This is a genomic window from Roseovarius sp. D0-M9 (assembly GCF_037083805.1).
GTDB lineage: Bacteria > Pseudomonadota > Alphaproteobacteria > Rhodobacterales > Rhodobacteraceae > Roseovarius.
Genome location: NZ_JBAPKZ010000005.1, coordinates 89,498 through 101,527, shown reverse-complemented (window position 1 = coordinate 101,527; position 12,030 = coordinate 89,498). Strand labels below are relative to the sequence as shown.

Below are 12,030 nucleotides of genomic sequence, written 5' to 3'. Positions count from 1 at the left end.
TCAGTTGTCACTGCAGCCGCCCCACGAGGAGGCAGAGAGCAGCAGTTTTTGCGGTCATTGCCGATCATTTTCACAAACTGTATTAAGATTGTTAAAAGTACGTCAAACTGTATTGACTGTTCTTTTTGCAGCCCGCCCGATTGTTGCTGGGCCGCACCCGGAACGAGGATCGCCGCCGATGTCTGAAATGCGCCGAAACATCCGGCAAAACCACCTGACGCTCGCCCAGAAGATCCTGAGCGTCGCGCTTGAGCGCGGACTCAGGCCAGGCGATCACCTGCCCGAAGAGACGTTCTCCAAGGCGTGCGGCGTTTCGCGCACCCCTGTGCGATCTGCGTTCAAGATATTGGAGGAAAGAGATATTCTGGAATGGCGTCCTGAAGAGGGATATTTTCTGGCGCTCAACTCGCCCGAAGAGATAAGCACGACGATACGCGCGCTGGAAGAGGCCGAACACTCGATCGCGCACCTGATCCTCTCAGACCGTGCCGAGCGGCGGATTGGCGCCGTTCAATCGATCAGCGCCCTGACGCGGCGCTATAATGCGCCACGCGCGGCTGTACTGAATGCGTTAAAAATACTATCCAAGGACGGTCTGGTCCGACAACTTCCGGGCCGTGCATGGGCATTCCAGCCAATGATCGACTCGCCCGATGCCACCGACGACAGCTTCGATTTTCGCATCGCGATGGAGCAGCAGGCAATATTGGCGCCCGATTTTGTCCTGGACAGCCAGCGCGCGGGACTGCTGCGCGAGCAGATGAATGGCTTTCTCAATACCTCAGAAGGCGGCGTCACCCCCACGGATTTCCGGCGCATCGACATCGAATTTCATACGCTGATCGCCGAGTGTTCGGGAAACCGATTTTTGCGGGGCAGCTTGACCGCGCACCATCGCTTGCGCCAGGCATCACAAAAGATCGCCCCCAGCCCCGAGTTCCGCCTGAGGCAGGCCATGGTCGAGCATCTCGAAATTCTCGACAGTCTCGAACGCAATCAATTTCAACTGGCAGCCGACCAGATCGTCGTGCATCTAAGGCGCTCGCGCATCCGCAAGCCACAGGCCGCGAACCGCGGCATTCCACCGCTGGCCAAAGGACCGCGCACATGACCCGCCCCCCCGAGATCGCCTTTTTCCCCGAAGCCAGCTTTGGCGCCGCGCTGAACTGTGTCGGCATCGCCCAAGAGCTGCAAAGGCAGGGCGCGATCCCGGTGTTCATCTGCCATCCGGGCTTTACCGGCGTCTTCGCGGAATATGGCTTCAAGGAGTATCACCTGCCCGAAAGTCCCGAGAGCAGCGCAGAGGCGATCGAGGATTACTGGCAGGATTTCACGAACACCCACGTGCCGCATTTCAATCTGGACCCGCTTGCGCAATTGCCGACCTATGTCGAACCCACCTGGAAGGCGATCGTCGAGACCGCCATGGCGGTCGAGGATGATCTGGCGCGGCTGCTGAGCCAGATCCGCCCTTCGGCCATCGTCCTGGACAACGTGATCATGTTTCCGGCTATCGCCAATGCCGGGTGCCCTTGGATCCGCATTGTGTCCTGCGCCGAGACCGAGATCCCCGATCCCGCCGTGCCGCCCTACCTGTCGGGGTTGGCGCCAGAGGACACGGACGCAATCGCCACCTTCAGCGCGGCCTATGCGAGCGCCACCGAGGGCATTCATCGCCGCTACAACAGCTTTCGCAAGAAGCACGGTCTGCCGGCCCTGCCGTCTCCGATCTTTCTCGAACAATCGCCAACGCTGAACCTGATGCTGGCCCCTCAGGCCGTTCGCTATCCTCGCAAGGTGCCGCTGCCCGAGGATCGTTTCGTCTTTCTCGAAGGGTGCGTGCGCACGGAAAACCAGTTCGAGATGCCCCGCCTGCCGGTCAACGAGGGGCCGCTTGTTTATGTCAGCTTTGGATCCCTTGGGGCGGTCGACACGCAGATGATCAAACGGATGATCGATGTATTCGAGACAATCGAGGCACGCTTTTTGGTCAATGTCGGCGCCATGATCGAGGCCTATACCCGTGTTCCCGACAATGTGCATCTGGGCGGCTGGTTTCCTCAGCCCTCGGTGATCGAAGAGGCCGCGCTGGTCATCCATCACGGTGGCAACAACAGTTTTTGCGAGGCGCTTTATCATGGGGTGCCGTCCCTTGTGATGCCCTATTGCTGGGACGGCCACGATAATGCGCAGCGCGCGCAGGCCACCCGCGTCGGCAGGCGCATCGACCGCGCAGACTGGTGCGCCGCATCCTTGCGCGACGCCATCATCGGGGCGATGCAAGACACCGAGATGCGTCAGCGCCTGGCCAAAATCTCGGACGCCATGCAGCGCAATCCCGGAACCAAATGCGCCGCGACAGCGATCCTCGGCGCGGTACAACGGGAACCTGAACGCGGCCGCGTGGGCGCGGCCCGATGACATGCATCCAAAGGAATGACTTTGCAGAACAGGAAAAGCCTGTTGCCTCCCATGCGATCATTTGGCTTTTGGGCAGAAACCCCTGCAAGCCGGACAAGGCCCCCCGCTTGGCGGCAATGCCAATCGCCAGACAAGAAAGAGAACCAAGATGAACGTAGGAATTATCGGCGTTGGCCTGATGGGGCATGGCATTGCGCGCAACGTGCTGCGGCGCGGGGGATTTACGCTGAGCTTTCTAGATCATCCGGGCAACCAGCCGGCCGATGAGTTGCTGGGCCTCGGGGCGCAAGCGATGGACACACCAGCCAAGGTGGCAGCGGCATCAGATGTGGTGATCCTCTGCGTCACCGGCTCCCCTCAGGTCGAGGCTGTCCTGACCGGGGCGGATGGCGTGATCCCTGCGCTGCGCACCGGGGCAGTGGTGATCGACTGCTCGACCGCACTGCCAGCCTCAACGCTGAAGATGGCCGATCTGGTCAAGGCGGCGGGCAAGGATTTCATCGATGCGCCAATGACGCGGACCGCGACCGCCGCCCATGAAGGCAAGCTGAACCTTTTGGTCGGCGGCGATCCGGCCGTGCTTGAGCGCGTGCGCCCTGTGCTTGCCTCCTTCACCGAAGAGGTGACGCATGTCGGCCCGATCAGTGCGGGCCACCGTTTGAAACTGCTGCACAACTACGTCTCGATCGGCTTCATGTCGCTGCTGGCCGAGGCGGCGGCACAATCGGCGGATGCGGGAATCGACCCGCAGTCTTTCGTGGATGTGCTGGCGGCTGGCGGCGGGGCCAGCGTTGCGTTGGATCGTCTGGCGCCCTTCATCACGGAGGGAAACCGCGAGGCTTTGCCCTTTGCGATCAGTAGTGCGCTGAAGGACTTTGACTATTACCGCACCATGTCCACCGAAGCCGGCGCGCAGCGCACCATTGCGGATGGCGTCTATGATGCGCTGTCAAACGCCGTGAGCGGCGGCGATGGCGACGCCTATCTGCCCGAAATGGTGCGCGTTTTCCAAAAAAATCCTTAGCGGGTTTTGCCTGTCCGCTTCAGCTGCGCTGCCATTGCGCTCAAGGCGTCATAGGCGCGGCCCGCCTCGGGATGCCAATGCGCGACTGCGGCGTGCTGGCGGGTGACGACCGCCGTGTCGCCGCGGGCCGCAGGCCCGGTCAAAGCGGCCTGAGGCCCGAACGCCACTGTATTCTCGACCGTGCTTTTCAGAAGCGCGGCGTGCAAGGCGCCGATCGCGTCGTCCGGAACACCCGCCTCCGCCCACGCCTCTTGGGCGATGGCCTGCAACACGGTGGTCAGGTTGTTCGAAAGGACCGCAGCCGCGTGGTATATAGCCTTGGCATCGGACCTGACCGGAAAGCACCGGGCGCCCCGGCAGCCTCGAACATCGGTTCCAGCACACTGAGTGCCTGCGCAGCGCCCTCAAGGCCACAGAACGTCCCGGCGAACTGCGCGGCGGATGCAGCTGGATCGGCAAAGGATGTCACCGGATGCGCGCTGGCCAGATGCCAGCCCTTCGCGTCCAGAGGGGCCATTTCGGCGGCGGGCAGGAAGCCACTGCAATGAAAGGCGATGGCGGCTGGAAATGCGCTTGCCGCAAGCTCCGCGGCGATACCAGCAATCTGGGTATCCGGCACGGTGATCATCCAGATATCGGCGGGCCGCATATCCTCGAGGGTCTGCACGGGGCGACCGGTCCCGATGAACGCAGCCGCATCAACTGCCTTTTGCGGGCTTCGGTTAAATATGTCCTGGACATCGCACAGTCTTGCCTGCGCGAACAGACGGCCCAGCGTCTGGCCCACGTTGCCCGCGCCCACCAGATTGAGCGTCAGCGCGCGGCCTGAATGCTTGGTCATCGGCAGTTCCCCATGACCGTCGAGGCGCATAGTCTCTTTGACAGTAGCTTCCTGCGACCTCCAAAACGATTTTTCATCTGATTCACGCGCATCACTTTCATTCAATCGGGCGGTATCCGCACCGCCCACCTGTTACCGGACCACCGCCGGGGCCGGAAGGGGAAGGCATCCAAAGCCACCCTGAAAAAGAGAGGCACGCGGCGGCCTGCATTGGCGTAGGGCGCAGATTTCCCTGCCAGACCCGATGGTCGTCATCTCATATTTTGAACGCCCCCTCAGCTTTTCCCAGTTTCAAGCAGACGCCGGTGTTGCTAGGGAGGAGCCAACAAAAAAAGAGGTTGCGATGACACTGGCTTTTGACCCCCGAAAAATGGCGGATGCACTTTACACGGGTCAGTTCTGCCCGATGTTCATCGACGGCAAACAGGTGCCAGCGCAATCCGGCGAGGTTCTGGGCGTCACTGACCCGGCATCGGGGCGCAGCATTGCGACCGTCCCACGCGCGGGCGCATCCGATGTCGACCTGGCCGTGGCAGCAGCGCGGCGGGCGTTTGAGGGCCCTTGGTCAAAGTTCACCCCTTATGATCGCCAAGAGATTCTGCTGCGCATTGCTGATCTGGTCGAGAAGAATTGGGACGAACTTTGCGTCACCGACACGTTGGATATGGGCCTGCCGATCTCGCGCACTCTGGGCAACAAACGCCGCGTGATCGGGATGCTCCGCTTTTACGCCGGGCAGGCCACCGCCTTGCATGGCGATTACATCGAAAATTCGGTGTCGCAGTCGATGATCACCTTCACGACCCGCGAGCCGGTTGGCGTCGTGGGGGCGATCATCCCGTGGAATGCCCCGACCGCCGCATCCATCTGGAAGATTGCGCCGGCGCTGGCAACCGGCTGCACGATTGTCCTCAAACCGTCCGAGGATGCACCGCTGGTTCCTTTGCGCCTTACGCAATTGATGCAGGACGCGGGCCTGCCGGACGGCGTCGTCAACGTGGTGACGGGCACCGGCGCCGAGGCGGGTGCGCCGCTCGCCCAGCACCCGGATGTGAACAAGATCGTCTTTACCGGCTCCACCGCGACCGGTCAGGCGATTGCGCGCGCCGGTGTGGACACGCTCAAACGGATCACCCTCGAGCTGGGCGGCAAGTCCCCGATGATCATTTGCAAGGATGCGGATATCGCCAAGGCCATTCCGGTGGCCGCCATGGCCGTCTTTGCCCATTCCGGGCAAATCTGCATCGCCGGCTCGCGGCTGTTCGTGGCGCGAGAGATACATGACGAATTCCTCCACCGCCTCTCGGAGTATGCGCAATCGTTGAAGATCGGTCACGGGCTGGACCCTGACACGGACCTTGGGCCACTGATCAACGCCCGCCAGACCAGCAAGGTCGAGGATTACATCGCATCGGGCGAGGCCGAGGGCGCAAAGCTGATCACGGGCGGAGATCGCCCGGCGGGTGCGGAATTCGACGGGGGCAATTTCCTGCGCCCCGCCGTCTTTGGCGGTGTCGGTGACGACATGAAGATCGCGCGCGAAGAAATCTTCGGGCCTGTCATTTCGGCCATGCCCTTTGACACGCTGGACGAGGCCGTGACGCGCGCCAACGCGACGCCCTATGGCTTGGCGGGCGGTATCTTTTCGCGCGACCTCTCCACCGCGCACAAGATGGTCAAGCGGCTGAAGGCAGGCTCGGTCTGGGTGAACATGTATCATGCAATCGACCCCGCCGTGCCGTTTGGAGGGCTCAAGATGTCGGGCTACGGCAAGGAAGGCGGCGTCGAGCATCTGGACGCCTACCTCGACACCAAGTCGGTTTGGATCCAGACCGACTGATCCACCGCCAATGTCGTGACAGTGCAACACGCGCGCAGCGGCCAGGGCGGGCCCACGGCCGATGTTTTGCATACCTGTTCAGTTTTCCGGCATTGTCGCGCTCAGGGCGCCCACTTAGAGTGCGGCGTCTACGGCAGAGCGCCCGGCTTGGGGCGCGCAGCTTTGCGCGCCGAGGGAAACCGATCGCTTAACGATAGAACGTCATATGGAATTGGAGGAGACATCCATGGACCGCAGAAACTTCTTGAGGGGCAGCGCCATCGCTGCGACCGGCGCCACATTGGCAGCCCCGGCCATCGCACAATCCAGCCCCAAGGTGACTTGGCGTCTGGCCTCCAGCTATCCCAAGTCATTGGATACGCTGTTCGCTTCGAGTGAATCGATGGCCCAAGCGGTCTATGACCTGACCGACGGCCAGTTCGAGATTCAGGTCTTCGCGGCAGGCGAGCTGGTGCCACCGCTTGGGATCGCCGACTCGGTCGGGGATGGCACGGTCGAAATGGGCCATACCGGCTCGTATTTCTACATGGGCAAAGATCCCGCCTTCGCCTTTGGCACCGCGATGCCATGGTCGGGCAACGCGCGCCAGTATCAGGCATGGATGCATGAGGCGGGCGGCAACGACCTGATTAACGAAGTCCTCGCAGATTTCAACCTGATCAACCTGCCTGCCGGCAATACGGGCACGCAGATGGCGGGCTGGTATCGCAAGGAAATCAATACGCTGGACGACCTCAAAGGTCTGAAAATGCGCATCGGTGGTCTCGGCGGCACGGTGATGAGCCGGATGGGTGTCATTCCACAGCAGATCGCAGGCGCGGACATGTATCCCGCGCTGGAGCGCGGCGTTCTGGATGCAATCGAATTTGTCGGCCCCGCTGACGATGAACGGCTCGGATTCTACAAGGTCGCGAAATACTACTATGCGCCCGCCTTCTGGGAGCCGTCGGGCGAATTGAGCTATTTCATCAACAAGGACAAGCACGCCGAACTGCCCAAGACCTATCAGGCGGCCCTGACCCATGCCGCGCGCTCCAGCGGCGCGCAGCTCTTGCATCGCTATGACGCGCGCAACTCGGCTGCCTTGCAACGCCTGCTGGCAGAAGGCGTTGAAGTACGCACGATGCCCGAGGAAATCCTGCGCGAAAGCTATCGCCAGACGCATATGCTTTATGCGGAAATGTCCGAGGAGAGCGAGAGCTTCAAGAAAATCCACGACCACATGTTCACGTTCATGGACAAGGCCAAGGCCTTCACCAACATCTGTGATTTTGCGTACGATTACGTTGCCTATCAGGCCGCGCAGGCCAACTGGCCCAAAACCTGAAGACAGCAGACCGGGACACCGAAAGGGGGGCGCGTCCATCGGGATGCGCCCCTTTTTTTATGCGAGGCCCGCTTTAGTTGCTGCCCCCCAATGGGGAGAATTGCGGCGTCGCGCCGTCGCCGCTGCCCGGCAACCCCGGCAGCGCACCACCGCCCAGCCCCGGCAGGGCTGGCAGGCCCTGCTGAATGTCGCCCTGCATTGGCGCAGGCGTGTCCTTGTAATGGGTGACCAGCCCCGGAAACGCGATGACCATCGCCAGGATCGCCCCCTGCAAACCGATGTAGGGCAAAGCGCCCTTGTAAATCTCGATCGTGCGCACGGCCTTCATCCGCCGCGATGTCACCTGATCGGTCCAATCCGCGTCAGGAGCGACAGAGCGCAGGAAAAACAGCGAGAACCCGAAGGGCGGCGTCAGAAAGGATGTCTGAAGGTTAATCCCCAGAATGACCCCGAACCAGATCAGATCAATCCCCAACTGGTGCGCGACCGGCGCCAAAAGCGGTACGATGATAAACGCGATCTCGAAGAAATCCAGAAAACAGCCAAGTATGAATACGATCAAGGTCACAAAGATCAAGAACCCGATCTCACCGCCCGGCAGCTGCAACAAAAGCTCTTCGATCCACAGGTTGCCGTTGATGCCATAGAATGTCAGGCCAAAGATCCGCGCGCCAATCAGAATGAACATTACAAACGCGGCGAGACGCGCCGTAGCATCCAGAGCGGACTTGAACATCTTGTAGTTCAGGCGTCGCCGGATGAATGCCAGAACCAACGCTCCGGTCGCGCCCATTGCACCCCCTTCGGTCGGCGTCGCGATACCCAGAAAGATCGTGCCCAGCACGAGGAAAATCAGTGCCAGCGGCGGGATCAGCACGATCACCACCTCCTCGGCCAGTTTCGATATAAGGCCCAAGGACAGCTTGCGGTTCAAAAGCGTCGATCCAAGCGCGAACATGGCTGCCAGAAAGATCGACAGCACCAGCCGCATTTCGGGCCCAGACCCGGTAAGCCCCCAATGATATGCGGCGAGCGCCACCAAGACCGACAAACCGATGATCGCCATCAGCGACACGAGGCCACCGCGAAACTTGCGCGCCTCCAGCGGCAGCGCTGGCACCAATTTGGGGCGGAAGATGCTGAGCCAGACGACGAAGGCGATATAGATCCCGATGGTGATCATCGCAGGAACGAAGGCCCCGACGTACATGTCCCCCACGGGCTGCCCCAGCTGGTCGGCCATGACGATCAGAACCAGCGAGGGCGGCACGATCTGCGCCAACGTCCCCGAGGCGGCCACAGTGCCCGCAGCAATGGCCGGGCTATAGCCGTAGCGCAGCATGATCGGCAGGGAAATCAGGCCCATCGCCATCACCGAGGCCGCGACGATCCCCGTGGTCGCCGCCAGCAAGGCGCCAACAAGAACAACCGCAAGAGCGACGCCCCCTCGCACCGGGCCAAAAAGCTGACCGATCGTGTCCAGCAAATCCTCGGCCATGCCCGATCGCTCGAGGATCAGGCCCATGAAGGTAAAGAAAGGAATCGCCAAGAGCGTCTCGTTCGACATGATGCCGAAAACACGGCTGGGATGCGATTGCAGCAGCGGCCAGGACAGGTTGATTTCGCTGGACAGGTGCGACAGCTCGACACCGACCACGAAAAAGCCCAGCCCGCCGGCCGCCAGCGTAAAGGCCACCGGATAGCCCAGCAAAAGCATGGCCATGACGGTGCAGAACATGATCGGGGCAAGGTTATGTGCGATCACATCAATCATGACAGATCAAGCCCTGCGTCCCTCTGGGGATCGACCAGCGCGCCCCTCAGGACCGCGATCCGCTTGATGATTTCCGAGACGGCCTGAAACACCAGAAGCACGAACCCCAGCAGGATCAGGAAGCGGGCAGGCCAGATCACCAGACCGCCGAAGTTCGAAGAGGTTTCGCCCGAAAGCGCGGCGCGCAGGAAATACGACCAGCTCAGCCACGACATCAGGACGCAGAACGGCAGCAGAAACGTGATGTGACAGATCAGATCGATCACATCCCTTGTTTTCTTGGTCAGCAGGTTTGTCAGCACGTCGATGCGGACATGGGCGTTGCGCCGCAAAGCGTCTGCGGCTGTCAACATGAACACCGCGCCAAAGAAGTACCATTGCAACTCGAGCCAGGCGTTCGATGACACATTGAAGGCCTTGCGCGAAATGGCGTTTCCCGTGCTCACCAAGACCGCAGCCAGAACGAACCACGACACATGCCTGCCGAAAAAGCCCGTCAGCGCGTCAATCACGCGCGCTATCCTCAAGACGAATGAGATCATGTCTGCCCCCCTTCCCTGGCCACGCGTCCCGGTCTCTCCCCCTCCCGGTCAGCCAGCCTTTTCGCCAAAACCTATGATCACGCACGCGGCACGACGTCCAGTCCAAAGACGCAAGATTACCCTTGGAATTCAGCAGTCGCCGTCTCCTGCATCTGTTGCAGGTCCGACCGGATCAACGCCATCAGCTGCTGGGAGAAGCTGTGGTGCACATAGCCGCGCGGCGTGATGATGCCCACAGCACGATGCGCCTGCGCACAGGCGATCGGAACAGCGCGGTACCCGCTCTGGACGGTGTCCGAAATCGCGATGCGGGACACGATGCAAACGCCCAGACCGGCACTGGCGAAGGCAAGAGCAGTCTGCGCGCTGAACACTTCATACTGGACGTTCACCTGCACACCCGCCTCAGCCGCTTGGGGGTGCGGTGAAACAGATTGATACCGATCTGTTCTTCCAATGTGCGGATTTGCATGCTCACGGCCGAGGCCGAGCGGTTGCTCTCTTCGGCCGCACGCCGAAAGCTGCCATGTTCGGCAGCCAGCAGAAAGGTCTGAAAGAGTTTTAGATTGATGTTCGACATAAGACCAAAACTGCGTTGAGTGGGTCATGTAACAGGGAAGGTCTTGTCAGAGCAACTCGGCGGTTCTCTAAGCTTTTCCGCGGCGCATAGGCAGAGAAACGAGGATGAGTTCGGATGCGCTCGAAGAGGGGTTATTTTAGGATATCCCATCTGTGTGATGAACACTTCGCTGCACACATGATAGAAGCGTGGCCATTCCACCCATTTTGAAGGGATTCGCCCGCATGGATGCCACGACCGACGCTTCGTCCTTTCCGTTCCTCCTCGGCACGGCGATTGCGATCCTGCTTCTTCTGATCTGTTCGGCGATCTTTTCCGGTTCGGAAACAGCGCTGACGACCGCCAACCGCGGTAAACTTCACAAACGCGCAGAGCGCGGTGATCCCGGCGCGCAACGGGCGCTTCGCCTGACCGAGGACAAGGAGCGGCTGATTGGCGCGATCCTGCTTGGCAACAACCTCGTCAACATTCTGGCGGCATCGCTAGCAACGATGTTCTTTACCGTCGTTCTCGGCGACGGGGGTGTCGCGGTCGCGACGGTGCTCATGACCGCGCTCGTGCTCATCTTTTCGGAAGTGTTGCCAAAGACCTATGCGATCACCAATGCCGAGACCGTGGCACGCCGCGTATCACGCTTCATGGCGCTGGTCGTGATGATCGGTGCGCCGGTCGTCACGGTGGTGCAAGTCCTGGTGCGGGGCATGCTGCACGTCCTCGGGGTGCGCGCGTCCGATGCGCATCCCTTCGCCGCGCACGAGGAAATCGCCGGGGCAATCGCCCTGCATCATTTCGAGGGTGCGGTAGAGACGGCTGACAGGGATCGTCTCCTCGGGGCGCTTGATCTGGCACAGCGCAGCGTGGATGAGGTGATGACGCATCGCCGGGACGTCGATATGCTCGATATTGATCGCGCGCCGTCCGAGATCATTGCCACAGCCCTTGCCTCCGGGTTCACGCGCATTCCGCTCTGGCGGGGGTCGGCAGAGAACATCATCGGCGTTCTGCACACCAAGGATCTGTCTCTTGCGATGCATGCCGCAGTGCTGGAAGGCGGCGCTGCGGCGCTGGATGCGCTCGACATCGCGTCGATCGCGATGAAGCCCCATTTCATTCCGGAGGTGACGGGCCTCGACGATCAGTTGCATGCTTTTTCCAAGACCAACACGCATCTCGCAATCGTCATAGACGATCACGGTGCGATGCAAGGTGTCGTCACGCTGGAGGACATTCTGGAAGAGATCGTCGGCGAGATCACAGACGAACATGACGACCCCACTGACGCGCCTCTGGAAGCCGAGAAAGACGGGTCGGTCGTGGTCCGAGCCAGCAGCAGTATTCGCGAGGTGAATCGTGCCATGGGCTGGGATCTGCCAGAGGAAGATGCGGTCACCATGGCCGGCCTTGTCATCGATTTTGCCCGCCGCATTCCCGAGCAAGGCGAAACCTTTACCGTCCACGGCCACACCATCGAGATCCTCGAGCGCGAGCGCACAAGACTGACCAAGCTGCGGCTGCGCAAAGCTACGGACGAGTAACCCGCCTCCGCGCTGAATGGCATCAAAGCAGGACAGGCCACCGCTCCATTGAACGCGACTGACAGCTGCCGCTTTCTTCGGCAGCGGATACAGCAGGTGCGCAAGATTGCGCCCCTGTTTGGAAATCTTGCTGAACTCAGCCCCGC

The 12,030-nt window shown here is 61.0% G+C and carries 12 protein-coding genes; 6 read left to right on the top strand and 6 right to left on the bottom strand.

What is annotated here, in order from left to right; genetic code table 11:
* The first annotated feature begins 4 nt into the window (after positions 1-4).
* From V8352_RS05475 to V8352_RS05465, 3 genes are all read left to right on the top strand, one after another.
* Positions 5-1,111 carry a GntR family transcriptional regulator gene (locus V8352_RS05475; protein ID WP_336423254.1) on the top strand — a complete coding sequence of 369 codons (1,107 nt, stop codon included), beginning with the start codon at positions 5-7 and terminating at the stop codon, positions 1,109-1,111.
* Positions 1,108-2,421, top strand: coding sequence for a glycosyltransferase (locus tag V8352_RS05470; RefSeq protein ID WP_336423253.1), 1,314 nt, complete (start codon positions 1,108-1,110; stop codon positions 2,419-2,421). Before V8352_RS05475 ends, V8352_RS05470 begins: the two co-directional genes overlap by 4 nt.
* 148 nt (positions 2,422-2,569) lie before the next feature.
* Positions 2,570-3,445, top strand: coding sequence for an NAD(P)-dependent oxidoreductase (locus V8352_RS05465; RefSeq protein WP_336423252.1), 876 nt, complete (start codon positions 2,570-2,572; stop codon positions 3,443-3,445).
* Here V8352_RS05465 and V8352_RS05460 read toward each other — a convergent pair.
* The gene (locus tag V8352_RS05460) at positions 3,442-3,759 is read right to left on the bottom strand and encodes a DUF2520 domain-containing protein (protein ID WP_336423309.1); all 318 of its coding nucleotides are present in this window, start codon (positions 3,757-3,759) and stop codon (positions 3,442-3,444) included. The two genes, V8352_RS05465 and V8352_RS05460, sit on opposite strands and share 4 nt — an antisense overlap.
* Positions 3,723-4,286, bottom strand: coding sequence for a hypothetical protein (locus V8352_RS05455; RefSeq protein ID WP_336423251.1), 564 nt, complete (start codon positions 4,284-4,286; stop codon positions 3,723-3,725). Before V8352_RS05455 ends, V8352_RS05460 begins: the two co-directional genes overlap by 37 nt.
* A 370-nt stretch (positions 4,287-4,656) precedes the next feature.
* Here V8352_RS05455 and V8352_RS05450 point away from each other — a divergent pair, with 370 nt between their 5' ends.
* Both V8352_RS05450 and V8352_RS05445 read left to right on the top strand, forming a co-directional pair.
* Positions 4,657-6,126 (top strand): aldehyde dehydrogenase family protein, encoded by a 1,470-nt coding sequence (locus V8352_RS05450; RefSeq protein ID WP_336423250.1) that lies wholly within the window; start codon positions 4,657-4,659, stop codon positions 6,124-6,126.
* 226 nt (positions 6,127-6,352) lie between these two features.
* A complete protein-coding gene (locus V8352_RS05445) occupies positions 6,353-7,453 on the top strand; it encodes a TRAP transporter substrate-binding protein (RefSeq protein ID WP_336423249.1) in 1,101 nt (366 codons plus the stop codon).
* 73 nt (positions 7,454-7,526) lie between these two features.
* Here V8352_RS05445 and V8352_RS05440 read toward each other — a convergent pair whose 3' ends face one another.
* The 4 genes from V8352_RS05440 to V8352_RS05425 all read right to left on the bottom strand — a co-directional run bounded on the left by V8352_RS05440 (position 7,527) and on the right by V8352_RS05425 (position 10,349).
* Positions 7,527-9,227: a TRAP transporter large permease gene (locus tag V8352_RS05440; RefSeq protein ID WP_336423248.1), complete on the bottom strand. Its 1,701-nt coding sequence runs from the start codon at positions 9,225-9,227 to the stop codon at positions 7,527-7,529.
* Entirely contained in the window at positions 9,224-9,769 is a 546-nt protein-coding gene (locus tag V8352_RS05435) for a TRAP transporter small permease subunit (RefSeq protein WP_336423247.1), read from the bottom strand. The genes V8352_RS05440 and V8352_RS05435 overlap by 4 nt, the downstream gene beginning before the upstream one ends.
* Before the next feature lie 116 nt (positions 9,770-9,885).
* Positions 9,886-10,161, bottom strand: a complete 276-nt coding sequence (locus V8352_RS05430) for a LysR substrate-binding domain-containing protein (RefSeq protein WP_336423246.1) — start codon at positions 10,159-10,161, stop codon at positions 9,886-9,888.
* On the bottom strand, positions 10,158-10,349 hold the full coding sequence (locus V8352_RS05425; RefSeq protein ID WP_336423245.1) for a LysR family transcriptional regulator: 192 nt from the start codon (positions 10,347-10,349) through the stop codon (positions 10,158-10,160). The genes V8352_RS05430 and V8352_RS05425 overlap by 4 nt, the downstream gene beginning before the upstream one ends.
* Positions 10,350-10,573: 224 nt before the next feature.
* On the opposite strand from V8352_RS05425, the gene V8352_RS05420 reads away from it, so the two are divergent.
* Positions 10,574-11,884, top strand: coding sequence for an HlyC/CorC family transporter (locus V8352_RS05420; RefSeq protein ID WP_336423244.1), 1,311 nt, complete (start codon positions 10,574-10,576; stop codon positions 11,882-11,884).
* The last annotated feature ends 146 nt before the right edge of the window (positions 11,885-12,030 follow it).